This window comes from Pseudomonas sp. GD04015, assembly GCF_029837675.1.
Taxonomy (GTDB): domain Bacteria; phylum Pseudomonadota; class Gammaproteobacteria; order Pseudomonadales; family Pseudomonadaceae; genus Aquipseudomonas; species Aquipseudomonas paralcaligenes.
In genome coordinates, this window is the sequence record NZ_JAOEEE010000016.1 from 69,520 (window position 1) to 93,303 (window position 23,784).

The window sequence follows — 23,784 nt, forward strand, 5'->3', positions numbered from 1 at the left end:
CGCGCGGATTGCTCGCAGGGTGCGCGGGGCCGCCCAGGTCGTGCGCACCACAAATCCATCGGTGCGCGCGGCGCACCCTACGGAGTGGGGCCATGACCCTCGAAATCGTTTCCAGCAACAAGAGCTTCGGCGGCTGGCACAAGCGCTACCGCCACCGTTCCACCGCGCTCAACTGCGACATGGTGTTCGCCGTGTACCTGCCGCCGCAGGCGGAGCAGGGCGCCAAGCTGCCGGTGCTGTACTGGCTGAGCGGCCTGACCTGCACCGACGAGAACTTCATGCAGAAGGCCGGCGCGCACCGGCTGGCCGCCGAACTCGGCCTGATCATCGTCGCGCCGGACACCAGCCCGCGCGGCGAGGGCGTGCCGGACGACCCGGACAAGGCCTGGGACTTCGGCCTCGGCGCCGGCTTCTACGTCAACGCCACCCAGGAGCCCTGGGCGCGCCACTACCGCATGTACGACTACGTGGTGCAGGAGCTGCCGGCGCTGATCGAGGCCAATTTCCCGGTTACCGACAAACGAGGTATCTCCGGCCACTCCATGGGCGGCCACGGTGCGCTGATCTGCGCGCTGAAGAATCCGGGGCGATACCGGTCGGTGTCGGCCTTCTCGCCGATCACCAACCCGCTCAATTGCCCCTGGGGCGAAAAGGCGTTCTCCCACTACCTGGGCGACGACCGTTCGCGCTGGCGCGAGTGGGATGCCTGCGCGCTGATTGCCGAGGCGACGGAAAAGCTGCCGCTTCTGGTCGACCAGGGCGACCGTGACGACTTCCTCGAAGGCCAGCTCAAGCCCCAGGCGCTGCAGGCCGCGGCCAAGGCGGCGGATCATCCGCTGACCCTGCGCCTGCAGCCGGGCTACGACCACAGCTACTACTTCATCGCCAGCTTCATCGATGATCACCTGCGCCATCACGGCGAGGCGCTGAACCGCTGAACCACGAGGGGCGCCAACGATCAGGTCAGGTGTGGTGCCGTAGGGTGCGCCCTGCGCACCGAACGCTCTTGGTGCGCATGACCAGGCGGCCCCGCGACACCCTACCGACGCCTGGCTGACAGGCTTGGCCCCACTGGCGCCCCTCGCTCACGGGCGACTCAGAAGTCGTAGCGGGTGGTCAGCATCACGTTGCGCGGCTCGCCCCAGGAGTAGGTGCTGTAGAAGTCCATGAGGGTCACGTACTTCTCGTCCAGCAGGTTGTCCACGGTGAGCGTGGCCGAGAGGTTGTCGCTGACCTGGTAGCGGGCCATGACGTTGAGCAGCCAGAAGTCGTCCTGGCCGAAGTCCTGGTAACGGTCGAGCGGGGCGTTCCACACCGAGCCCCAGGTGCGGTCCTGCCAGCGCGCGCCGCCGCCGAGGGTGACCGGCGACAGCGCGCCACGCAGCTGGTAGGTGGTCTGGACGCTGAACTGGTTTTCCGGCTCCAGGGTGGAGATCTTCTCGCTGTCGAGGCGGGCGATCTTGTGGGTGAAGCCGGCCTGCAGGTTCCAGCCCTCCGCCAGCCTGCCGGAGATCTCCGCCTCGTAGCCCTTGGTCCTCACGCCCTGGACCGCCTGGTAGGCGACCTCGCCGGTGCCGGGCACCGTGCCCACCGCTTCGCCGTAGTTGTCCTGCTTGATCTCGAAGTAGGCCAGGCTGGCGTTCAGGCGGCCATCGAAGAACTCGGCCTTGAAGCCGGCCTCGTAGCTGTCGCCTTCCAGCGGGTCGAGGGTTCTGGAGTCCAGGTCGCGGATGCTCTGCGGCTTGAAGATGCTGGTGTAGCTGGCGTAGGCCGAGAGGTTGTCGGTCAGGTCGTAGACCAGGCCGGCATAGGGCACCGGCACGCCGCTCTCGCGGATGTCCTCGCCTTCGTAGTCGGACACCCGGACGCCGAGGATCGCCTTCAGGTCGTCGGCCAGGTTCAGGCGAGTGGCGAGGTAGGCGCCGCGTTCGCGGATCAGCTCGTCGTTGATCCCTGATGGTTCACCCCATTCTGGCTCCGGCACCTTGCCGTTCCACCCGTAGTAGTCGCTCACCTCGCCGTCGTAGGCGTAGCCCCAGTAGCCCTTGCCGTCCCATTCGCGGCGCGCCAGGCTGCCGCCGACGACCAGCTCGTGCTCCCGGCCGAAAGCCTGGAAGGGGCCGGACAGGTAGGCGTCGACGGCGTCGCTGACGGTTTCGCCGGTGTACTTGCCGGTCCACATGCTGGCGCCCGTGCCGGTGGTCGGGTCCGGATTGCCGGCGGCCGCCGAGCCCAGAGTGGCGTAGTAGCCGTTGATCTGGTGGTTGAGCTGCAGCTTGCCCAGCCAGCCGTTGGCGAAATGGTGTTCGAGGGTGGCGAACACTGTGCGGGTGTACTGCTCCCAGGTGCTCCACTCGGCGGCGTTGCTGAACGAGCGGGAACGGTCGTTGAAGTTGCCGTTGGCGTCGAAGATGGGGTTGCCACCCCAGGTGGAACCTTGCGGCAGGTTGTCCTGGTAGTCCGCACCGAGGGTCAGCAGGGTGTCCTCGCCGAGGTCGGCCTCGAGGATGCCGTAATAGATGGTGCTTTCGCGGCTGTAGTTGTCCCGCACGCTGTGTTTCTTCTGGTGGGCGGCCACCGCCCGGCCGCGCAGGTTGCCGGTCTCGGTCAGCGGGCCGGAAACGTCCAGCTCGCTGCGGTAGGTGTCCCAGCGCCCGGCGCCCAGGCTCAGGTGGCCCTGGAAGTCGTGGGTGGGTTTCTTGCGGATCAGGTTGATGGTCGCGCCCGGGTCGCCGCTGCCGGTGAGCAGGCCGGTGGCGCCCTTGAGCACCTCGACGCGGTCGTAGATGGCCATGTCGCTGAGCGTGTTGCCCGCCGAGTAGGCCGAGTTGCGGGTCATCGGGACGCCATCGTACTGGAAGTTGTCGATGCTGAAGCCGCGGGCGAAGTAGACATTTCGCTCGCTGTCGAAGGTGACGATGCTGATGCCCGGGGTGTGGGCCATCACCTGGTCGATGGAGTTCAGGGCGAAGTCGTCCATGTGCTGGCGGGTCACCACGCTGATCGACTGCGGCGTCTCGCGTGGCGTCAGCACCAGGCGGGTGGCCGTGGCGATGGTGCCCGGCGTGTAGGAGCCGCTGTCCTCGGTGATGGTGCCGAGCTGGTTGCTGACGATGCTGGTGGCGCCCAGCTCCAGCGCGCCGCTGCCGTCACCGGCAGGGATCAGCTGGTAGCGGCCATCGCTGGTCCGCACGGCCTGCAGGCCGCTGCCGGAGAGCAGCAGGCCGAGGCCTTCCTCGACGCCGTAGTGGCCGTCGAGCCCGGCGCTGGACTGGCCGCGGGTCAGCGCCGGGTCGAACGACAGCACCACGCCGGCCTCGCTGGCGAAGCGGGTCAGCACCTGGCCCAGGTCGCCCTGGGCGAGGTGGTATTCGCGGGCGTCGGCATCCTGGGCCTGGACGGCCAGCGGGGCGCTCAGCAGGAGCGCGGAGCAGAGCAGCGCGTGGCTCAGCCCGACGCGCAGCGGGTGTAGGGGAAAGGGGATGCTCATGGTCGTGTTCTCTGTTTGGTTGGCGGGTGGGCATGGGGCCCACCTCCCCAAGTCGTACGAGAACGCGAAGAAATATCATTCGAGATGATTTTTCATGTTTCCACCGGCACCACGCTGACCCAGTAGCGGGTGCGCCGCTCGATCCGCACCGGCAGGCTGTCGGCCAGGGCACGCAGGGCCTGGTCGGTGTCGTCGAGGGCGAAGGTGCCGCTGATGCGCAGGTCGGCGATCGAGGGATCGCAGCGCAGCAGGCCGGGGCGATGGCGCGACAGTTCGGCCAGGAAGCGGTCCAGGCGCTGGTCGTTGGCCACCAGCAGGCCCTTGCTCCAGGCGTCGTGGCCGGCTGCCAACGGCTCGACCCGGCCCGCGCCGCGGGCGTCGAAGCGGCACTGCTGTCCGGCTTCGAGCAGCACGGGCGAGCCCTGCTCGGGGACGATCCGCACCCGGCTGTGGAACACCGCCACCGTCACGCCGTCGTCGGCCAGCCTCACCGAGAAACGGGTGCCCAGCGCCTGCACCAACCCGGCGGGGGTCTGTACCGCGAGCGGGCGGCCCAGCGGGTCGGGGTGGGTGGTCAGCAGCAGCTCTCCCCGGCGCAGCACCAGCAGACGTTGTTGAGGGCTGTAGCGGATGTCCACCGCGCTGTCGCTGTTGAGCTGCAGGCGCGAGCCGTCGGCGAGCAGCGTGTCCGTGCGCTCGCCGATGCCGCTGCGCCGGTCCGCCAGCCAGGCCCGCTCGTGGACCGCGCGGCTGCCGACCCAGCCCAGGGCGCCGGTGCCGGCGAGCAGAGCGAGGGTCTTGAGCACGGCGCGGCGATTGCGGTCGGCCAGGCCGAGGGCGTGGCGGGCCAACGGCCCCGGCATGTCGCGCAGGCGCGATTGCAGGCGTTCGGCCTGCTGCCAGGCCCAGCGGTGGAGCGGCTCCGCGTCCAGCCAGGTCTGCCAGGCCAGCTGGTCCTCGGGCGTGACGTCCTCGCAGGCCAGGCGGCTGTACCACTGGGCGGCCTGCTCCAGGGCCATGAGCTGGCGAGGGTCGAGGGACGGCACGTCAGGCGTCCAGCTGCAGGTGGTAGAGCATGCAGTGCTGTACGGCCCTGGCCATGTAGCGGTTGACGGTGATCAGCGAGACGCCGAGGCGCTCGGCGATGTGCTTGTAGGTCATGCCCTCCAGCTGCGACAGCAGGAAGGCCTGGCGCACCCTGGGGCCGAGTCCGGCGAGCATGGCGTCCAGCTCGCACAGCGTTTCCAGCAGAATGGCCCGGGTCTCCTCGGAGATGTCCTGCGCCTCGGGGCGCTCGGCCAGCGCCTGCAGCCAGGCCTTTTCGAGTCGCACGCGGCGGAAGTGGTCGATCATCAGGCGCCGGGCGATGGTCGCCAGGTAGCCCTTGGGCTCGCGCACCTCGCTCAGCCTGCTGGAGGCGTCCTCGGCGCTGAGCACTCGCACGAACACGTCCTGCACCAGGTCGGCGGCCAGGTGGCGGCAGTCCACCCTGGGTTGCAGCCAGCCTCGCAGCCAGCGGTGGTGGTCCTGGTAGAGGCGGCCGACCTGGGCCTGGAGGGCGGGAGTGGGCGAGGTCATGGGTCTCGGTTCAAATGAGAATTTTTATCATTCTAGGGGCGGCGCGAGGGTGGGGACAAGTCCGGCTGCGGCGCGTCGCGACGCATTCGCGCTAGAATCCGGCCGAATTTCAGCAAGGCGTTCCCATCATGCGCATCGGTCACGGCTACGACGTCCATCGTTTCGGCGAAGGCGATTTCATCACCCTCGGCGGGGTGCGCATCCCGCACCGGTTCGGGCTGGTCGCCCACTCCGACGGCGACGTGCTGCTGCACGCGCTGTCCGACGCGCTGCTCGGCGCGGCGGCCCTGGGCGACATCGGCAAGCACTTCCCGGACACCGACCCGACCTTCAAGGGCGCCGACAGCCGTGCGCTGCTGCGCCACGTGGTCGGCCTGATCCGGGCCAAGGGCTACGCGGTTGGCAACGTCGACGCCACGATCATCGCTCAGGCGCCGAAGATGGCGCCGCACATCGAGACTATGCGCGCGCGTATCGCCGAGGACCTGCAGGTGGAGCCGGACGCGGTCAACGTCAAGGCCACCACCACCGAGAAGCTCGGCTTCACCGGGCGCGAGGAGGGCATCGCGGTTCACGCCGTGGCGCTGCTGATCAAGGCATGACCGAACTGCAACTGCTGGGCCCGCACGCCCATGGCGAGGCCTGTGGCCGCGCCGTGCTCAAGGCCACCGCTGAGGACTTCCAGGTCGACGAGGTGCTGGACATCCCCCTGGCCGGCGAGGGCGAGCACCTCTGGCTGTGGGTGGAGAAGCGCGGCCTCAATACCGAGGAAGCGGCGCGCCGCCTGGCGCGGGCGGCTGGCGTGTCGCAGCGCAACATCAGCTATGCCGGGCTGAAGGATCGCCAGGCGCTGACCCGCCAGTGGTTCAGTCTGCACCTGCCGGGCAAGGCCGATCCGGATTTAAGTGCCGCCGAGGGCGAGACCCTGGCCATCCTCAAACAGGTGCGGCACAAGCGCAAACTTCAGCGCGGCGCCCATGCGGCGAACGGTTTCACCCTGCGTCTGACCGACCTGCGGGCCGACCGCGAGGCGCTGGAACAGCGCCTGCAGCGCATCCGCGAGCAGGGCGTGCCCAACTACTACGGCCTGCAGCGCTTCGGCTGGCAGGGCGGCAACGTGGCCGATGCCCGCGCCTTCGCCGAACGCGGGGAGCTGCCGGAGCAGCGCAACCTGCGCTCGCGGCTGCTCTCGGCGGCGCGCAGCTTCCTGTTCAACCGCGCCCTGGCGGCTCGGGTGGAGGAGGGCAGCTGGAACCAGGCCCGGGTCGGCGACCTGCTGGCCTTCACCGACAGCCGCAGCTTCTTCATGGCCGGCGAAAGCGAGTGCGACGATCCGCGCCTGGCGATCCTCGACCTGCACCCGACCGGCCCGCTGTGGGGCGAAGGCCCGTCGCCGGCCGGCGGCGTCGCGCAGGCACTGGAACAGGGCATCGCCGAGGCCGACTCGGCGCTGGCCGCCTGGCTGGCGAAGGCGGGCATGGCGCACGAACGGCGAATCCTGCGCCTCCCCATCGCCGACCTGACGTGGCATTATCCCGAGCCTGAGATAGTGCAACTGCAATTCGTCCTGCCGGCCGGTTGCTTCGCCACCGTCGTGGTGCGCGAACTGGTCGATCTGCTGCCGGCAGGGCAGACGGACTCTCCATGCGAATTCTGATTTCCAACGACGATGGGGTAATGGCTCCCGGCATCGCCGCGCTGCATGGCGCGCTGCAGGACTATGCCGAATGCACCATCGTCGCCCCCACCGAAGACAAGAGCGGCGCCAGCAGCTCGCTGACCCTGGACCGCCCGCTGCATCCGGCGACCATGCCCAACGGCTACATCGGCCTCAACGGCACGCCCACCGATTGCGTGCACCTGGGCCTCAACGGCCTGCTGGAGCAGGTGCCGGACATGGTCGTGTCGGGCATCAACCTGGGCGCCAATCTGGGCGACGACGTGCTCTATTCCGGCACCGTGGCGGCCGCCCTCGAAGGGCGTTTCCTGGCCCGGCCGGCCTTCGCCTTCTCGCTGGTCTCGCGGCGCACCGACAACCTGGCCACCGCCGCCTACTTCGCGCGCAAGCTGGTGGAGGCGCATGAGCAGCTTGACCTGCCGCCGCGCACCGTGCTCAACGTCAACGTGCCCAACCTGCCTCTGGACCGCATCCGCGGCATCCAGCTGACCCGCCTGGGCCACCGCGCCCGCGCCGCCGCGCCGGTGAAGATGGTCAACCCGCGGGGCAAGGAGGGCTACTGGATCTCCGTGTCCGGCGACGCCGAGGACGGCGGCCCTGGCACCGACTTCCACGCCGTGCTGCAGGGCTACGTGTCGATCACGCCGCTGCAGCTCGACCGCACCCTGCACGAAGCCTTCGACGGTCTCGGCGGCTGGCTGGAGGGCCTGGTCTGATGCGCGGCCAGGATCATCTGCAGCGCCAGGGCGTCGGCATGACCTCGCAGCGCACCCGCGAGCGCCTGATCGAGCGGCTGTACGAGGAAGGCCTGTCCAACCCGCGCGTGCTGGAAGTCATCCGCCGCACGCCGCGCCACCTGTTCGTCGACGAGGCCCTGGCCCATCGTGCCTACGAGGACACGGCGCTGCCCATCGGCCACAACCAGACCATCTCCCAGCCCTATATCGTCGGCCGCATGACCGAGCTGCTGCTGGCAGGCGGCCCGCTGGACAAGGTGCTGGAGATCGGCACCGGCTCTGGCTACCAGACCGCCGTGCTGGCGCAACTGGTGGAGCGGGTGTTCTCGGTGGAGCGCATCCAGTCGCTGCAGGACCGGGCCAAGGAGCGCCTGGTCGAACTCAAGCTGCGCAACGTGGTGTTCCGCTGGGGCGACGGCTGGGAGGGCTGGAACGCCCTGGGGCCGTACAACGGCATCATGGTCACCGCGGCCGCCGCGGAAGTGCCGCAGGCGCTGCTGGATCAGCTGGCCATCGGCGGGCGCCTGGTCATCCCGGTCGGTGCCGGGGAGACCCAGGAGCTGGTGCTGATCGTGCGCGAGGAGGACGGCTACAGTCGCCACGTGCTCGACCTGGTGCGTTTCGTGCCGCTGCTCAACGGCCCGCTGGCCTGAGCGGCGGGGCGTTCCTGCATCACAGCGCGCGCGCCGGACGCTGGCGATGCCGGATAAATCCGGCACAATGCACCACATTCATTTCAGGAATCACCGGCAAAGGGAGCAGGGGTTGAGTCTCACGAGCGGACAGCGGCGCAAGCGCCCGGCGAGGTATGGCCTCGGGGCGGTGGTCTTCGCGGTGATACTGTCGGGCTGCGGCAGCTCGCCTTCCACACCCGTGCAGGTGGTGGATCGCACCCATGGCGGCCAGGCGCGGCCGCAGGCAACCGCTGGCCAGTACATCGTGCAGCCGGGCGACACCCTCTATTCGATCGCCTTCCGCTTCGGCTGGGACTGGAAGGCCCTGGCGGCGCGCAACGGCATCGCCGCCCCCTACACCATCCGCCCGGGTCAGAGCATCCGCTTCGACCAGCAGGGCAGTGCGCCGGTGGCGGCCCAGCCGAGCAAGCCGCCGGTGGTGAGCACGCCGTCCACCCCACCCAGGACTTCCACCCCGCAACCACCGGCGCAGACCCCGCCGCCGGTGGCGACGCCAACCCCTTCCCAGCCACCGGTGAGCCAGCCTCCGCCCACGGCCAGCACCACGCCGGCCACCCCCGGCAAGGTGCAGACGGTGCCCCGTTCCGCGACCGGCTGGGCATGGCCCGCCAGCGGCGTGCTGATCGGCAAGTTCTCCTCAAACGGGAGTTTGAATAAAGGCATTGATATCGCTGGAGAATTGGGCCAGCCTGTTTTGGCTGCGGCTGATGGTGCCGTCGTGTACGCCGGAAGTGGTTTACGGGGCTACGGCGAACTGGTGATCATCAAGCACAGCGATGCCTACGTAAGCGCCTACGGACATAACCGCAGGCTGCTGGTGCGGGAGGGACAGCAGGTCAAAGTCGGACAGCATATCGCCGAAATGGGATCCACGGGCACCGACCGGGTGAAGCTCCATTTTGAGATTCGCCGCCAGGGCAAACCGGTGGACCCCCTGCAATATCTGCCTCGCCGTTGACTCTGCAGACCAGCCTGCTCCATGCGTAGGAGGAGCGGGCTTTGGTGTTGCCAGGGAGTCTTCCAGCTACTCATCAGGTGCGCGGTTATCGGCGGCAGGTCGGCCAGGAGGCTGACTTGGGGGGCCGGTTCTCTCTGATGTGAAACTGGGTCAGGCGCCGCCAGAGCTTGTTGTCGAACTCAGCACAGGACAACAACAATGGCACTCAGTAAAGAAGCGCCGGAGTTTGACGTCGACGATGAGGTTCTCCTGATGGAGCCCGGCATCGTCCTGGACGAAATGACAGAGGAAGCCGAGCTGTCCCTCGCCAGCGCCAAATCCAAGAACTCGAGCACGACTCTCAAGCAGCACAAGTACATCGACTACACCCGGGCGCTCGACGCGACCCAGCTGTACCTCAACGAAATCGGTTTCTCCCCCCTGCTGACTCCTCAGGAAGAAGTGCACTTCGCGCGCCTGGCGCAGAAGGGCGATCCTGCGGGTCGCAAACGCATGATCGAAAGCAACCTGCGCCTGGTGGTGAAGATCGCTCGACGCTACGTCAATCGCGGTCTGTCGCTGCTGGATCTGATCGAGGAAGGCAACCTCGGCCTGATCCGCGCCGTGGAGAAGTTCGACCCCGAGCGTGGTTTCCGTTTCTCCACCTATGCGACCTGGTGGATTCGGCAGACTATCGAGCGGGCGATCATGAACCAGACCCGCACGATACGTCTGCCGATCCACGTGGTGAAGGAGCTGAACGTCTACCTGCGCGCGGCCCGCGAGCTGACCCAGAAGCTGGATCACGAGCCTTCCGCGGAAGAGATCGCCAACCTGCTCGAAAAGCCGGTGGACGAGGTCAAGCGCATGCTCGGCCTGAACGAGCGGGTCACCTCCGTGGACGTGTCCCTCGGCCCGGACTCCGACAAGACCCTGCTCGACACCCTGACCGATGACCGGCCCAGCGACCCCTGCGAACTGCTGCAGGACGACGATCTCTCCGAGAGCATCGACCAGTGGCTGTCCGAGCTGACCGACAAGCAGCGCGAGGTGGTGGTGCGCCGTTTCGGCCTGCGCGGCCACGAGAGCTGTACGCTGGAGGAAGTCGGCCAGGAGATCGGCCTGACCCGCGAGCGGGTGCGGCAGATCCAGGTCGAGGCCCTCAAGCGCCTGCGGGAGATCCTCGAGAAGAACGGCCTTTCCAGCGATGCCTTGTTCCAGTAGTCCGAACGCTTTCTGATGTACCCCGAGCCCGGCCAAGCGCCGGGCTTTTTCATGGCTATGTCCCCGTTAGTTGTTGCACGCCTTGTGGGAGCGGATTTATCCGCGAATTTCGCGGCCAAGGCCGCTCCCACAAGAGCAGGATCGCACCACCAACACATAACGGGTACATAGCCTTTTTCATGGTCGCGTGGCCAACAGGTAGGGTGCGCCGTGCGCACCATCGAGCCAGTTCATGACCTCCCGGTGCGCACGGCGCACCCTACGAGCACGGACATATCCGAGGGGCGTGTAGGTAATTGCTTACACGGGCTGTAAGCGATTGCAGTCTGAATGCGCTGGTTGAGAGCCATTCTTATCTGATGATTTTTAGTAAGTGATTGAAAATATTTGATTTTTATAAGGATGCGTCGAGTGCGAGAGGAAGTTTTCCTCCACCCGGTGGCCTTGTCGGGCAGTGAGGAAACGCTACTATGAGGTCGTGCCTAGGGATGAGGCGCGGGGGCCAGGACGGCGACCAGGGAACCACTGCGGGACGCAGTTCATCAGGATGATGAAAGGATTCTCAGGGAGTAGGGAAGAAAGAGTGGGCGGCTAACACCGCCCCTTTTTTTGCCTGCGATTTGCCCATGACGGAAAAAGGCCGCTCCAGCGAGGAGCGGCCTTTTTCGTTTTCGCCGGGCCAAGGTGGGCCGGCTGGTCGGTCACACCAGGGGATCGCCCACATGCAGGATCTTCATGGTGTTGGTCCCGCCGGTGCCGTGGTAGCTGTCGCCCTTGGTCAGGATGACCCAGTCGCCGGGCTGGACCACGCCACGCTTGAGCAGCTCGTCCACCGCCGCCTGGCTGACCTTGCTGGCCGGCAGGGCGGCGGGGTCGAACGGCACCGTGTAGACGCCGCGGAACAGCGCCACGCGCGCCTGGGCCTCACGATGCGGGGTGAAGGCGAAGATCGGGATCGAGGAGCGGATGCGCGACATGATCAGCGGGCTGTAGCCGCTCTCGGTCAGGCTGATGATGGCCTTGACCCCGGGGAAGTGGTTGGCGGTGTACATGGTGGCCAGGGCCACGCTCTCGTCGCAGCGCTCGAAGGTGCGACCGATGCGGTGGCTGGAGCGCTGGCTGGTCGGGTGCTTCTCGGCGCCCAGGCAGACCCGGGCCATGGCCTCCACGGCCTCCACCGGGTACTCGCCGGCGGCGCTCTCGGCGGATAGCATCACCGCGTCGGTGTAGTCGAGCGCGGCGTTGGCCACGTCGGACACTTCCGCGCGGGTCGGCATCGGGCTGTGGATCATCGACTCCATCATCTGGGTCGCGGTGATCACCGCTTTGTTGTAGCGGCGGGCGTGGGCGATGATCTTCTTCTGGATGCCGACCAGTTCGGCGTCGCCGATTTCCACGGCGAGGTCGCCGCGGGCCACCATCACCGCGTCGCTGGCGCGGATCAGGCCGTCCAGCGTGGCATCGTCCGCCACGGCCTCGGCACGCTCGATCTTGGCCACCAGCCAGGCATTGCCGCCGGCCTCGGTGAGCAGGTTGCGGGCGTAGTCCATGTCGGCGGCGTCGCGCGGGAAGGACACGGCGACGTAGTCCAGTTCCAGTTCGGCGGCCAGCTTGATGTCGACCTTGTCCTTCTCGGTCAGGGCCGGGGCGGTGAGGCCGCCGCCGCGCCGGTTGATGCCCTTGTTGTCCGACAGCGGGCCGCCGATCTCGACGCGACAGTGCAGCTCCTCGGCACCCTTCAGCTCGACGCGCATGACCACCCGGCCGTCGTCCAGCAGCAGCTCGTCGCCGACGTCGCAATCCTGGATCAGCGCCGGGTAGTCGATGCCGACCACTTCCTGATTGCCTTCGGTGCGCGAGTGGGTGGACGACAGGCGGAACAGGTCGCCTTCCTTGAGCTCGATGCGCTTGTCGGCGAACTTGGCGATGCGGATCTTCGGCCCCTGCAGGTCGCCGAGCAGCGCCACATGGCGGCCATGCCTGGCGGCCAGCTCGCGCACCAGGGTGGCGCGGGCCCTGTGATCGTCGGCCGTGCCGTGGGAAAAGTTCAGTCGGGCGACGTCGATGCCGGCGACTATCAGCTGCTCCAGCACCTCCGGGGAGCTGCTGGCCGGGCCGAGGGTGGCGACGATTTTGGTGCGGCGCAGGGTCATGCGGTAACTCCAGTTGGCATAGCGTGCGGGGAGGCTACTACGGCCAGTCACTGTAGTCATTGTTCGCCTGTACTACCTGGCTCTGCAGAAAAAGCGTCGGTGGCCGATACACTACTCACTGGAGGATTTTCATCATGCGAACCCTTGTTCTGATTCTGGCCCTGGTCGCCCTGGCCGGCTGCACCCGGATCTCCCTGGACCGCCACATGGACCAGGCCTACCGGCACTACAACGAAGGCGATTGCGAGCAGGCGCTGCTCGACCTGAGCCGGGCCGAGCGCACCAGCCGCTCGCGGCGCTACCTGCAGCCGGAAATCTCCCTGCTGCGTGGCCAGTGCCTGGAACGGCAGAGCCTGTTCGTCGACGCGGCGCAGACCTACGAATTCATCGTCAGACGCTACCCCACCAGCGAATACGCCTATCGCGCGCATGCCAGGCTGGAGACATTGCGACAGCTCGGGCATCATCAGGCACCCGCGCCGGCCAAGGCGTCGCCCGCGTCGCTGTGACGCCGGCGTCGCGCCAGAAGGAAGGGCCGCGCCACGCTCGTCGCAGGAGGGAGCCCATGCGTCACCTGATCCTCATCGCCCTGCTTCTGCCCGGCTTCGCCGGCGCGGAAATCTACCGCTGGACCGACGCCCAGGGCCGCGTGCATTTCGGCGAGAGGCCAGGCGGCGAGGGCGCGCAGCAGGTGGAGGTGAAGCCCCAGGTGGTGGAACGCGACGAGGCCACGCGCGAGCGCGAGGAGCGCTCCAGGAAATATTTCGACGCCCGCCGCGAGGAGAAGTCGGTGGCCGATGGCCGGGTCGCCGAGGCGCGCGCCGAGCGCCGCCAGGAGTGCGCCGAGCTGCGCAGCCGCCTGGAAAGGATCCAGCGCGACCAGCGCTATTTCTCCACGGCCCCGGACGGCACCCGGACCTATGCCAGCGCCGAGCAGATCGACGAGGCGCGCAGCCGTTTGTCGTCTCGCATCGCCGAGCGGTGCGACTGAGTCTGGTAGAGCGGCGGCTCAGCGGCCATACTCGGGGTCCTTCCATAGCGATTGGCCATCATGCACACCCAGCGCCGCATCGAACGCCACCAGCTGCCGTACTACCTCAAGGTGTTCAACCGCATCACCGACAAACCCATGGGCTACATCGGCAACGTCTCGCTGGACGGTCTCATGCTGATCAGCCAGTACCCCATGCTGGTCAACGCCCGCTTCGACATGCGTCTCAAGATTCCTGGCCGCGACGGACGCATCCATAACGTCGACTTCGCTGCCAACTGCCACTGGAGCCGCGAGGACATTACCCCCGGCACCTACGACTCGGGTTTCTCCCTGGCCGCGCCGCCGCTCGAATACGTCGAGATGGTCGCCGCGCTGCGCAGCTACTTCAGCTTTCGCCCGCTGGCCGCGTCGGCCTGACTGAGGTCTATCAGGCAATCGTCGGCAGGACGATCTCGTCGCTGCGGCGGATGCCCGCCGTCATCTCCCGGCACAGGTCGAGGAACTCGCGCATGGCGGCGGTCTGGTACTTCTGCCGGTGCCAGATGAAGTAGAACTGGCGGGTGAGGTCCAGCGCCGGCGTATCGACCGGTACCAGGCTGCCACGGCGGAAGGCGTCGCGCAGCGCCAGGCGCGAGATGCAGCCGATGCCCAGTCCCGACTCCACGGCGCGTTTGATCGCCTCGGTATGCTCCAGCTCCAGGCGGATGTTGAGCTGTGCCGGATGGTGGCGCATCGCCTGGTCGAAGGTCAGCCGCGTGCCCGATCCCTGTTCGCGCAGAATCCAGGCTTCGCGGCTCAGCTCCTCCAGGGTCGCCGTGCCGCGCTCGGCCAGTGGGTGACGGGGGGCGCAGAAGACCACCAGTTCGTCCTCCACCCAGGGCTGCACCTCGATGTCCGGGTGCTGGCAGTCCCCCTCGATCAGGCCCAGGTCCAGCTCGTAGTGGGCGACCTGCTGCACCACGTTGGCGGTGTTCTGCACGTGCAGCTTGAGGCGGCATTCCGGGTGGCGCTGCATGAAGTTGCCGATCAGCAGGGTGGCCAGGTAGTTGCCGACGGTGAGAGTGGCGCCCACTTCGAGCAGGCCGTAGCCGGTCTTGCCGCTGAGCAGGAGTTCCATTTCCCGGGCCTGGTCGAGCAGGGCGACGGCCTGGGGCAGCAACTGGCGGCCGAGGGCATTGAGCGAGAGGCGCTTGCCGGCGCGGTCGAACAGCTGGCAGTCGGATTGCCGCTCCAGTTCGCTGAGCGACGTGCTCGCCGCCGACTGGGACAAGGCCAGGGATTCGGCCGCGCGCGACACGCTTTCCTGCTTGGCCACGGCGACGAAGACTTCCAGCTGTCTGAGAGTGAATCGCATATCTATATAACCAATAATCGTTATCTTGATAATTCGCTTAACAGATATTGTGACTGCCTCTAGAATGGCGCGCAACGCTGCCGGCCCCGGCAGAGGATTGCCCGCGAAATCGCCAACCATTGACCTGACTCAACAGGTCGGATGCGCTATCCGGCAATCTGACTACCGAGACTTTTGAGGACCTACCGCATGAGCAACATGAACTCGGAACGCGTACTCAGTGTGCATCACTGGAACGACACCCTGTTCAGCTTCAAGTGCACCCGCGACCCGGGCCTGCGCTTCGAGAACGGCCAGTTCGTGATGATCGGCCTGATGCAGCCCAACGGCCGCCCGCTGATGCGCGCCTACTCCATCGCCAGCCCGAACTGGGAAGAGAACCTGGAGTTCTTCAGCATCAAGGTACCGGACGGCCCACTGACCTCGCAGCTGCAGCACCTGAAGGAAGGCGACGAGATCATCATCAGCAAGAAGCCCACCGGCACGCTGGTGCTCGATGACCTCAACCCCGGCAAGCACCTGTACCTGCTCAGCACCGGCACCGGCCTGGCGCCGTTCATGAGCGTGATCCAGGACCCGGAAACCTACGAGCGCTTCGAGAAGGTGATCCTGGTCCACGGCGTGCGCTACGTGAACGAAGTCGCTTACCGCGAGTTCATCACCGAGCATCTGCCGAACAACGAGTTCTTCGGCGACGCGCTGAAGAACAAGCTGATCTATTACCCGACCGTGACCCGCGAGCCGTTCGAGAACCAGGGCCGTCTGACCGACCTGATGCGTAGCGGCAAGCTGTTCCAGGACATCGGCCTGCCGCCGATCAACCCGCAGGACGACCGCGCCATGATCTGCGGCAGCCCGAGCATGCTCGACGAGACCAGCGAAGTGCTCGACAGCTTTGGTCTGAAGATCTCCCCGCGCATGCGCGAGCCGGGCGACTACCTGATCGAGCGCGCCTTCGTCGAGAAGTAAGCGCCAATCGCTGCAAAGACAAACCCGCCTTCCGGCGGGTTTGTCGTTTCAGAGCCTGTTCACGATCCGATGTGTGGGAGCGGCTTCAGCCGCGAAGCTTTTCTGTGCCATCTCGGTTCGCGGCTAAAGCCGCTCCTACCTGCTGCTCTCGCGAGAGCATGAACAGTCCCTCAGTGCTCGCAGTGGCCTCAACCCGGCACCACTTCCAGCACGCGGATGCGACCCGGTTCCGGGTAGTGCCAGCGCACCTGCACGTCCCACAGCCGCACGCCGTAGCGCCGCTCCGGTTCCGGTACCTGATAGGCGGGGCGCGGGTCCTGGGCCAGGCACTGCTCGATCAGCTCCACCAGCGGCTGGCCCAGGCGCAGGGCGTTGTCGCGGGCCTGGCGCAGCGCCATGTCGTCCCACTCCAGCACTACCCGGGGCGGCGGGGCGTCGGCCATGCGGTTGACGGCCTCGGGCACCTGGTCGGCGTAGGGCACGTAGGGCTTGATGTCCAGCACCGGCGTGCCGTCCAGCAGGTCGATGCCGGACAGCCACAGGCGGCCGGGTTCCACTTTCTCCAGCTTCACCACGGACTGGCCGATGCCGTTGGGCCGGTGGGTGGCGCGGGTGGCGAACACGCCCATCGAGGCGTTGCCGCCCAGCCGTGGCGGGCGCACCTTCAGCCGTGGTTTTTCCTCCAGCGCCTGGTGGAAGAGGAACAGCAGCCACACGTGGCTGACCTGCTCCAGGCCTTCGACGGCCTCGGCGCGGTCGAACGGCGGCACCAGCTCCAGCACGCCACGGGCGGCCGGAGCCAGCTGGGGCTGGCGCGGAATGGCGAACTTCTCCTTGAAGCAGGAGCGCAGGAAGCCGATGGGCGTGATGGTGTGCTGCATGATGTTCCGCGACGATCAGTTGCCGCGCCTGCTCTCGATCTTGACCAGGCGATTGCCCTGCAGGCGCAGGAAGTAGTACATGCCGTTCTTCGGCCCGTAGATCCATTCCTCCAGTGCCACTTCGCTGACGAAGCCGTATTCGTCGACCACCTCGCGGTAGCCGAGGAAGTCGCGGCTGACCGGCTCGCCGCACTTGGCCTGCACCTGGCTGGAGGTCTCGTCCAGGCTGATCAGCTTGCTGCCGCAGCGCAGCGTGGAGCCGGCTTCGGCCTGGGTGGCCAGGAGCAGGCAGAGTATCGGCAGCGTGTGCCTGGAGAGCATGTCGAATACCTGAGAGTGAGTCAGTCGGCGCGCTTGGTTTCGATGCGCACCAGGCGGTTGCCCTGGAAGGTGAGGATGCTGAGCATGCCGTTGTTGGGGCCGTAGACCCATTCCTCGATCACCAGTTCGCGGTCGCCGTAGACGCCGCCGGTGTAGCCCACCAGGTCGCGGTGGGCGGGCGTGCCGCACTTGCGCTCGACCTCGAAGGCGCGGTCGCCTTCGTTGACCAGCTTGCTGCCGCAGCGCAGCGTGCCCGCTTGCGCGAGGCCGCAGGCCAGGGTCAGGGCGGTGAGCCAGAAGTACCTTTTCATCACATGCTTCCCAGGTGCAGGGTCGTGGACACGCGGTCGCCAGTGTCTTCCTTGTTCAGGCTGACATCGAGCAGATAGATGCGCTGGTCCTCCAGGCCGCCGCGTTCCACGAGATAGTCCTTGATGCTGGCCGCCCGCGCCTGGCCCAGCCGGCGCAGCAGCAGCTCGCTGCCGACCCAGGATTGCAGCACGGCGTCGCGCATTTTCTTCGTACGCTCCTCGTCCGGCAACTCGCGCCACTCCGCCGGCGGCTGCTGTTTCAGGCGGGCGCGGTAGATGCCCTCCAGCAGCGCGGGCTTGTCGTCCTCGTCGACCACCAGCAGGGTGGGCTCGGCGGGCACCGTGTCGCCGCCGCGCTGCAGGATCTTGTACTGGGTGTTCTGGTATTCCAGCTCCAGGCGCTTCTCCGCCAGCAGCGGTCCGTCGCCGGCCTGGGCGCTCACGCCCTCGACCTCCAGGCGCAGCACCGGGCGCTCCTTGAGCGCCGCGGCCAGGGTGTCCAGGGACTTCTGCGCCGCCTCGTCCAGCTCGCTGCTGCCGGCGGCGAACTGGACCTGGCTGAGGTCGGTGTCGCTGCCGCCGACCAGGCCGGCGATGAACTTGAAGGGCGCCTGGGCCGCGCGCAGCACCAGGTTGCGCAGGGTCTGCCAGACGATGGGCATGACGCTGAACTGCGGGTCGTTGAGGTTGCCCTGCACCGGCAGCTGGATGTCGATGTTGCCCTTGGTGTCCTTGAGCAGGGCCACCGCCAGGCGCACCGGCAGGTCCACGGCGTCCTTGCTGTCGACCTTCTCGCCCAGCTGCAGGTCTTCCAGCAGCAGCTTGTTCTCGGCGTTGAGCTGGCCCTTCTCGATCCGGTAGTGCAGGTCGAGGTTCAGGCGCCCCTTGCGGATGCGGTAGCCGGCGAACTTGCCTGAATAAGGGGTGAGGGTGGTCAGCTCGACGTTCTTGAAGCTGGTGGCGATGTCCAGGCTGTTCATCGGGTCGAACGGGGTCAGCTTGCCCTGGATGCTGACCGGTGCGTACTTGTCGACCTTGCCCTTGACGTCGACGCTCGCCGCCTGCGGGCTCTGGTTGTCCAGGGTGCCGATGCGGCCGTCGAGCTGCTGGATGGCGGTGGCGAAGTTCGGCATCAGGCTGAAGTCGGCGAAGTTGGCCGAGCCGTTGCGGATGTCGATTCCGCCGATGCGGATCGGCAGCGGCTTGCCGGGCTCGGCCGGCTTGGCCTCGGGGTCGGCGGGCTGGGCGATGATCAGGTCGTTGACGTTGGTGGTCAGGTCTTCGTTGATGACGAAGCGGGCGTAGGGCTGCTGCAGATCGACCTTGCCGATCACCAGGCCTTCGCCGTGCCGGTAGTCCAGCCCCTCGACCACCAGTTGCTGCCACTTGAGGAAGTCGCGGTTCTTCAGGGTGTCCAGGGTGTGCAGCTGGTTGACCTCGGCCCGTCCGCTGACGCCGAAGGCCAGCGGCTCGACGCTTTTCAGCTCCACCGCCAGATCGCTGCCGAGCGAGCCGCTGCGCAGCTCCAGGCGCACGAAGGGATCGATATAGACCTGGGCCAGGCGCAGGTCGATGTCGCGGGTGACCACCTGCAGCTTGGCGCTGGTTGGCTGCAGCTGGACCTGGCCCTCGGCCCCGATCCGGCCGCGCTTGTTCACCCCGGTGTCCAGCTTGAGGGCGAAGGGCGAGGTGCCCAGGCTGTCGAAGTCCTGGATGTCCAGGTTGAGCGGGGCCAGGTCGAGCTTGACCTCGTCGGGGCCGACGGCGCGGTCGGCCAGGTGGATCTGGTAGTCGCGCAGCTGCACGTCGCGCAGCAGCACCTGCCAGGGCTTGGCCGGCTCGTCCGGTGCCTGGGCGTTGGCCTGTGGCTCGACGGCGGCTGCGGGTTCGGTGGTCGCCTCGCTGTCCGTGGCAGGCGGGGTGGCGGGGGCCTGGTCGGCGGAGGCCTCGCCGGCGAACAGCTTCTGCCAGTCCAGCTGGCCGTCCGCCTCGCGGGCGGCCCAGGTTTCCAGCTTCTGGCTGCGCACCTTGCCGACCGTCACCTGCTGCTTGGCCAGGTCCAGGCTGGCCTCGCTGACGTCCAGGCGTTCCAGGCGGGCCAGCGGCTTGCCGCTAGGGTCGTTGATGGCGAACGGCGCGACGCTGATGGCGACGTTCTGCAACTGCAGCTCGGTGCCCTTGGCCAGGTTCAGCACGTAGTCGCCGCTCAGGCTCAGGGTGCCCTTCTCCAGGGCCAGGGGCACTGCGTCGCGCACGTAGGGCCAGAAGCCCTTCATGTTGCCGTCGGTGACCTTGAGGCTGCCGCGGGAGGCGATCGGCGTCAGGCTGACCTGGCCCTGCCAGTCGATGCGCCCGCCGTAGGGGCCGGTGGCGACCATCTGCATGTCGGCGTTGTCGTCGGGCAGGGTGCTGAGGTTCTTCAGTTCGAGGTTGAGCGAGTCGTAGACGAACTCCACCGGCTCGCTGGGGCGCAGGTCCTCGAAGTGCAGGCCGTTCTCGATCAGCGCGATGCGTCCGATGCGCAGGGGGAAGGGATCACTCGGCTCCTGCTCGGGCTTCGCTTCGCTGGGCGGCAGTTCGAACAGGCGGGTCAGGTTGAGCGTGCCGTCCTTGGCGAACAGCACCTCGGTGTGGGCCCGCTCCAGTTCCACTCGGGCCAGGTGCAGCGCGCCGCTCCACAGGCTGTCGAGCTGCAGGTCGGCGTACAGGCGCTGGAAGGCAAGCTGCGGCTTGTCGGCCTCGCCGATGTGCAGGCCCCAGAGCTGCAGCTCCAGGCTGAAGGGGTTGAGTTCGACGCGCTGCAGGCGCGCCGGCACGGTGGCCAGCTGGTCGAGTTGCTGGTTGGCGACGCGCAGGGCGATCCCCGGGAGGATGAGGAAGCCCAGCAGGCTGTAGAGGCCGAGCGCGATGGCGAGGGCGTAGGCGGCGCGTTTCAATCCTTTGGGCATGGGGCTGCATATCTTCCGGGCCAAGACGCCTGGAGTATGGCATGGGCCACCGGGCTTTGTGGGCCAGCACTGTGCCCTCTCGGTCGATTCAGAAGCGCAGGACCAGGGTCTTCAGCGGCGGCTGGCCATCGTGCGAGGGGAAGTCTGCGGCTGGTCGGAGCTGCTCCCATTCGCGCACCGGGCGGCCGAGCTTTTCGGCGCAGCGCAGCACCTGGGGGCGCCATTCGTCCATCGGCACCTTCGCCAGGTTGTTGCAGCAGATCAGCACGCCGTCGTCCGCGGTGGCAAGGATCGCCGGCTTGAGCAGGCTCTGGTAGTCGCGCAGCAGGTCGACGGTGCCGAAGGCGCTCTTGGCCCAGGCCGGCGGATCGAGCAGCACCAGATCGAAGCGGCGTTGCTCCAGGCGCGGATAGCTCGGCAGCTTGTGTCCGCGGCGTGTGGCCACCGGGAGACCGGCCAGTTGGCGGATGGCCGGGAAGTAGTCGGACTGCACGAAGTCCATCGCCAGCCCCGGATTGAGTGCCAGGTTCTCCCGGCCCACCGCCAGGTTGCCCTCGGCGAAGTCCAGATTGAGGACCTCGCGCGCACCGCCGGCGGCGGCACAGAGGCCGACGCCGCAGGTGTAGGCGAACAGATTGAGCACGCTCCTGCCGGCACTGTTGCGCTTCACCCAGCCCCGCGCCTCGCGCAGGTCGAGGAACAGCAGCGGGTCCTGGCCGGGGTGGCGGCCGCGCACCCGGTAGTCGAGACCCCATTCCCGGCCGATCAGGTCTTCCAGCGCCTCGGGCGTGGCCTGGTAGACCGGGTCGCGGCGGTCTACCCGCGAGTTGCCACCGGAGCGGTCGTTGTAGACCAGGCGCAGCTCGGCGCCGAGGCGTTCGTTGATGGTGGTGTGCAGATCGAGCAGCGCATCGCGTTCCAGCGGCTGGTGGAAGCTCTGCACCATCAGCTGCGGGCCGTAACGGTCGGCGGTGAGGCCGGGGACGCCTTCCTGGCTGCCGTGGAACAGGCGGTAGCAGTCGGTCTGCTGCTGGTGCAGCTCGGCCAGCAGTGGCTGGCGGGCGTCGAGGGCGGCGCGCAGCGCCTGAGCGAGGGAGGACATGCGCGGCATCTCGGGTCGGAAGGGGCGCGCAGTCTACCAAGAAAAACGCCGGCTCTCGGCCGGCGCGTTCTGGGTGTTGGTGAGTCGGTAGGGCGGGGGAACCCGCGAGGGGCACGCGCGGGTTTCACCCGCCCTACGGTCAGGCCCTTTCGAGGGCGAGGGCCACGCCCTGGCCGCCGCCGATGCACAGGGTGGCCAGGCCCTTCTTGGCGTCGCGCTTGATCATCTCGTGCAGCAGGGTGACCAGCACGCGGCAGCCGGAGGCGCCGATGGGGTGGCCGAGGGCGATGGCGCCGCCGTTGACGTTGACCTTGGCCGCGTCCCAGCCCAGTTCCTTGCCCACCGACAGGGCCTGGGCGGCGAAGGCCTCGTTGGCCTCGATCAGGTCGAGGTCGGCCAGTTGCCAGCCGGCCTTGTCCAGGCAGCGGCGGGTGGCCGAGACCGGGCCGATGCCCATGATCGCCGGGTCGACCCCGGCGCTGGCGTAGGCGGCGATCTTCGCCAGCACCGGCAGACCGAGCGCCTTGGCCTTGTCTGCACTCATCAGCAGCACGGCGGCGGCGCCGTCGTTGAGGGTGGAGGCGTTGCCGGCGGTGACGCAGCCGTCCTTGCGGAAGGCCGGGCGCAGCTTGGCCAGGCTCTCGGCGGTGGTGCCGGTGCGCGGCTGTTCGTCGGTGTCGAAGACCTTCGGCTCGCCTTTCTTCTGCGGTATGGCGATCGGCGTGATCTCGTCACGGAAGCGGCCCGACTCGATGGCGGCCAGGGCCTTGCGCTGGGACTCGGCGGAGAAAGCGTCCTGTTCCTCGCGGCTGAGGCCGTACTTGTCCACCAGGTTTTCGGCGGTGATGCCCATGTGGTAGTCGTTGAAGGCGTCCCACAGGCCGTCGGTGATCATGCTGTCGATCACCTGGGCGTGGCCCATGCGCAGGCCGGTGCGCGCGCCGGGCATGACGTAGGGCGCCAGGCTCATGCTCTCCTGGCCGCCGGCGATGACCACGTCGGCGTCGCCGCAGCGGATCGCCTGGGCGCCCAGGTGCAGGGCCTTGAGGCCGGAGCCGCAGACCTTGTTCAGGGTCAGCGCCGGCACGGCGTGGGGCAGGCCGGCCTGGATCGCGGCCTGGCGGGCGGGGTTCTGGCCCGCGCCGGCGGTCAGCACGTGGCCGAGGATCACTTCGTCGACCTGGGCGCCGTCCAGGCCGGTCTGCTCCAGCAGGCGGCGGATCACCGCGGCGCCCAGCTCGACGGCGGGCACGCCGGCCAGCGAACCCTGGAAGCTGCCGATGGCGGTGCGGGTGGCGGCGACGATGACGACTTCTTGCATGATGGGTTCCTCGGAGTCGGGGCGCGCGGTGGGCGCGACGGGGGCGTTATGTTGGCATAGCCGATTCGCCCCCGGCCAGTGCGCGAACCGACTGGTCAGTCCCGCAGCGGCAGGCCCATGCGCTGGCGGGCCCGATGCACCGCGCCGCCGCGCACGGCCCAGCGCAGGGTCGGCGCCAGGCCGTTCACGCCCGCGCGGATGGCCCGGCTGCGCAGCGGATCGACCCGTTCGCCGAGCAGCTCCTGGGCCCAGCCCGGTAGCAGGTCGACACCGGCCTGCATCAGCAGCTTGCCCACCGGCACGGCCAGCGCGCTGGGCGCCGGTGCGCCGCGCAGGATGCGCAGGATTTCCCGCGAGCGTTCGTCGCACAGCAGTTGCGGGCGCACGCCCTCGAGGTAGGCGGCGACCTCGGCGCGCGAGCGCGGTACGCCCTCGGCGCCCAGGCGTTCGGCGATCAGCGCCACTTCGGCGTAGTAGCGATCCTGGTCCGCCTCGCTCAGCGCGGGATTGCGGTAGCGCAGGTGGGCGGCGAGGAAGCTGGAGACTTCGGCCACGTGCACCCAGGTCAGCAGGGCCGGGTCGCTGGCGGCATAGGGGCGGCCGTCCGGAGCGGTGCCGACCACGCGCAGGTGGATGGTGCGCACCTTGTCGATCAGCCATTCGGCATCGTGCCGGGAGGCGAAGGTGGTGCCGGAGATGAACTGGCCGGTGCGGCGCAGGCGGCCGATCAGGTCGTCGCGGAAGTTCGAGTGGTCCCACACCCCGGCCAGGGCCAGCGGGTGCAGGGCCTGCATCAGCAGCGCGCAGATGCCGCCGACCATCATGCTGGTGAAGTCGCCGTGGACCCGCCAGCACACGGCGTCCGGGCCGAACAGGCCGGGGTCGCCCTGGGGCTGGCTGAAGTCGATCTGGCCGAGGGCGATGCCGCTGAGGCCGAGGACCTGGGCTTCGATGCGGCGGCGGAGGAATTCCACGAGAGCAGCCTCAAGTTGCAAGCCGCAAGCGGCAAGTAAGAGCGAAAGCCTAACCGAGTCGATCCGGCTCTCATACTGGCTCGCTTGCAGCTTGCAGCTTGCAGCTTGCAGCTTGCA

At 67.8% G+C, this 23,784-nt stretch carries 23 protein-coding genes; 11 read left to right on the top strand and 12 right to left on the bottom strand.

Going from position 1 to position 23,784, the window contains the following annotated elements:
* Positions 1 to 92 precede the first annotated feature (92 nt).
* Positions 93 to 938 carry an S-formylglutathione hydrolase gene (fghA, locus tag N7640_RS15075; protein WP_279902684.1) on the top strand — a complete coding sequence of 282 codons (846 nt, stop codon included), beginning with the start codon at positions 93 to 95 and terminating at the stop codon, positions 936 to 938.
* 158 nt (positions 939 to 1,096) lie between these two features.
* Here the strand turns inward: fghA and N7640_RS15080 are convergent, their stop codons facing one another.
* The 3 genes from N7640_RS15080 to N7640_RS15090 form a co-directional block, all read right to left on the bottom strand.
* On the bottom strand, positions 1,097 to 3,490 hold the full coding sequence (locus N7640_RS15080; protein ID WP_279902683.1) for a TonB-dependent siderophore receptor: 2,394 nt from the start codon (positions 3,488 to 3,490) through the stop codon (positions 1,097 to 1,099).
* 92 nt (positions 3,491 to 3,582) lie between these two features.
* Positions 3,583 to 4,536: a FecR domain-containing protein gene (locus N7640_RS15085; RefSeq protein ID WP_279902682.1), complete on the bottom strand. Its 954-nt coding sequence runs from the start codon at positions 4,534 to 4,536 to the stop codon at positions 3,583 to 3,585.
* A 1-nt stretch (position 4,537) separates the two neighbouring features.
* Positions 4,538 to 5,068 carry a sigma-70 family RNA polymerase sigma factor gene (locus tag N7640_RS15090; protein ID WP_220812142.1) on the bottom strand — a complete coding sequence of 177 codons (531 nt, stop codon included), beginning with the start codon at positions 5,066 to 5,068 and terminating at the stop codon, positions 4,538 to 4,540.
* Positions 5,069 to 5,196: 128 nt separating this feature from the next.
* Between N7640_RS15090 and ispF the strand changes: the two genes are divergently transcribed.
* The 6 genes from ispF to rpoS all read left to right on the top strand — a co-directional run bounded on the left by ispF (position 5,197) and on the right by rpoS (position 10,339).
* A complete protein-coding gene (ispF, locus tag N7640_RS15095; protein ID WP_279902681.1) occupies positions 5,197 to 5,670 on the top strand; it encodes a 2-C-methyl-D-erythritol 2,4-cyclodiphosphate synthase in 474 nt (157 codons plus the stop codon).
* The gene (truD, locus tag N7640_RS15100; protein WP_279902680.1) at positions 5,667 to 6,725 is read left to right on the top strand and encodes a tRNA pseudouridine(13) synthase TruD; all 1,059 of its coding nucleotides are present in this window, start codon (positions 5,667 to 5,669) and stop codon (positions 6,723 to 6,725) included. The genes ispF and truD overlap by 4 nt, the downstream gene beginning before the upstream one ends.
* Positions 6,713 to 7,462 (top strand): 5'/3'-nucleotidase SurE, encoded by a 750-nt coding sequence (gene surE / locus N7640_RS15105; RefSeq protein WP_279902679.1) that lies wholly within the window; start codon positions 6,713 to 6,715, stop codon positions 7,460 to 7,462. The genes truD and surE overlap by 13 nt, the downstream gene beginning before the upstream one ends.
* A gap of 38 nt (positions 7,463 to 7,500) precedes the next feature.
* Entirely contained in the window at positions 7,501 to 8,136 is a 636-nt protein-coding gene (locus N7640_RS15110; protein ID WP_220812298.1) for a protein-L-isoaspartate(D-aspartate) O-methyltransferase, read from the top strand.
* A 46-nt stretch (positions 8,137 to 8,182) separates the two neighbouring features.
* Positions 8,183 to 9,136: a peptidoglycan DD-metalloendopeptidase family protein gene (locus N7640_RS15115; RefSeq protein WP_279902678.1), complete on the top strand. Its 954-nt coding sequence runs from the start codon at positions 8,183 to 8,185 to the stop codon at positions 9,134 to 9,136.
* A gap of 198 nt (positions 9,137 to 9,334) precedes the next feature.
* Positions 9,335 to 10,339 carry an RNA polymerase sigma factor RpoS gene (gene rpoS / locus N7640_RS15120; RefSeq protein WP_220812149.1) on the top strand — a complete coding sequence of 335 codons (1,005 nt, stop codon included), beginning with the start codon at positions 9,335 to 9,337 and terminating at the stop codon, positions 10,337 to 10,339.
* A gap of 701 nt (positions 10,340 to 11,040) precedes the next feature.
* On the opposite strand, the gene pyk is transcribed toward rpoS, so the two are convergent.
* A complete protein-coding gene (gene pyk / locus N7640_RS15125) occupies positions 11,041 to 12,492 on the bottom strand; it encodes a pyruvate kinase (protein WP_279902677.1) in 1,452 nt (483 codons plus the stop codon).
* 134 nt (positions 12,493 to 12,626) lie between these two features.
* Here pyk and N7640_RS15130 point away from each other — a divergent pair, with 134 nt between their 5' ends.
* From N7640_RS15130 to N7640_RS15140, 3 genes are read left to right on the top strand one after another with little or no spacing between them, the layout of a single operon-like run.
* Positions 12,627 to 13,001 (top strand): tetratricopeptide repeat protein, encoded by a 375-nt coding sequence (locus tag N7640_RS15130; protein WP_279902676.1) that lies wholly within the window; start codon positions 12,627 to 12,629, stop codon positions 12,999 to 13,001.
* 56 nt (positions 13,002 to 13,057) lie between these two features.
* Positions 13,058 to 13,483 carry a DUF4124 domain-containing protein gene (locus N7640_RS15135; protein ID WP_279902675.1) on the top strand — a complete coding sequence of 142 codons (426 nt, stop codon included), beginning with the start codon at positions 13,058 to 13,060 and terminating at the stop codon, positions 13,481 to 13,483.
* 60 nt (positions 13,484 to 13,543) lie between these two features.
* The gene (locus tag N7640_RS15140) at positions 13,544 to 13,903 is read left to right on the top strand and encodes a PilZ domain-containing protein (RefSeq protein ID WP_220812156.1); all 360 of its coding nucleotides are present in this window, start codon (positions 13,544 to 13,546) and stop codon (positions 13,901 to 13,903) included.
* Positions 13,904 to 13,913: 10 nt separating this feature from the next.
* On the opposite strand, the gene N7640_RS15145 is transcribed toward N7640_RS15140, so the two are convergent.
* Positions 13,914 to 14,840 carry a LysR family transcriptional regulator gene (locus N7640_RS15145; protein WP_220812158.1) on the bottom strand — a complete coding sequence of 309 codons (927 nt, stop codon included), beginning with the start codon at positions 14,838 to 14,840 and terminating at the stop codon, positions 13,914 to 13,916.
* A gap of 189 nt (positions 14,841 to 15,029) precedes the next feature.
* Between N7640_RS15145 and fpr the strand changes: the two genes are divergently transcribed.
* Positions 15,030 to 15,809, top strand: a complete 780-nt coding sequence (gene fpr, locus N7640_RS15150) for a ferredoxin-NADP reductase (protein WP_220812160.1) — start codon at positions 15,030 to 15,032, stop codon at positions 15,807 to 15,809.
* Between the two features lie 188 nt (positions 15,810 to 15,997).
* Here the strand turns inward: fpr and tsaA are convergent, their stop codons facing one another.
* From tsaA to N7640_RS15185, 7 genes are all read right to left on the bottom strand, one after another.
* Positions 15,998 to 16,690 carry a tRNA (N6-threonylcarbamoyladenosine(37)-N6)-methyltransferase TrmO gene (gene tsaA, locus N7640_RS15155; protein ID WP_279902674.1) on the bottom strand — a complete coding sequence of 231 codons (693 nt, stop codon included), beginning with the start codon at positions 16,688 to 16,690 and terminating at the stop codon, positions 15,998 to 16,000.
* A gap of 15 nt (positions 16,691 to 16,705) precedes the next feature.
* Complete coding sequence (locus N7640_RS15160; RefSeq protein WP_279902673.1) at positions 16,706 to 17,011, bottom strand: DUF2845 domain-containing protein; 306 nt, start codon at positions 17,009 to 17,011, stop codon at positions 16,706 to 16,708.
* A 20-nt stretch (positions 17,012 to 17,031) separates the two neighbouring features.
* Positions 17,032 to 17,322: a DUF2845 domain-containing protein gene (locus N7640_RS15165; RefSeq protein ID WP_279902672.1), complete on the bottom strand. Its 291-nt coding sequence runs from the start codon at positions 17,320 to 17,322 to the stop codon at positions 17,032 to 17,034.
* Positions 17,322 to 20,270 carry a DUF748 domain-containing protein gene (locus tag N7640_RS15170; protein ID WP_279902671.1) on the bottom strand — a complete coding sequence of 983 codons (2,949 nt, stop codon included), beginning with the start codon at positions 20,268 to 20,270 and terminating at the stop codon, positions 17,322 to 17,324. The genes N7640_RS15165 and N7640_RS15170 overlap by 1 nt, the downstream gene beginning before the upstream one ends.
* 88 nt (positions 20,271 to 20,358) lie before the next feature.
* Positions 20,359 to 21,372: a class I SAM-dependent methyltransferase gene (locus N7640_RS15175; RefSeq protein ID WP_279902670.1), complete on the bottom strand. Its 1,014-nt coding sequence runs from the start codon at positions 21,370 to 21,372 to the stop codon at positions 20,359 to 20,361.
* Between the two features lie 139 nt (positions 21,373 to 21,511).
* Positions 21,512 to 22,693, bottom strand: a complete 1,182-nt coding sequence (locus N7640_RS15180; RefSeq protein WP_279902669.1) for an acetyl-CoA C-acetyltransferase — start codon at positions 22,691 to 22,693, stop codon at positions 21,512 to 21,514.
* 95 nt (positions 22,694 to 22,788) lie between these two features.
* Positions 22,789 to 23,667 carry an oxygenase MpaB family protein gene (locus tag N7640_RS15185; protein WP_279902668.1) on the bottom strand — a complete coding sequence of 293 codons (879 nt, stop codon included), beginning with the start codon at positions 23,665 to 23,667 and terminating at the stop codon, positions 22,789 to 22,791.
* Positions 23,668 to 23,784: the final 117 nt, after the last annotated feature.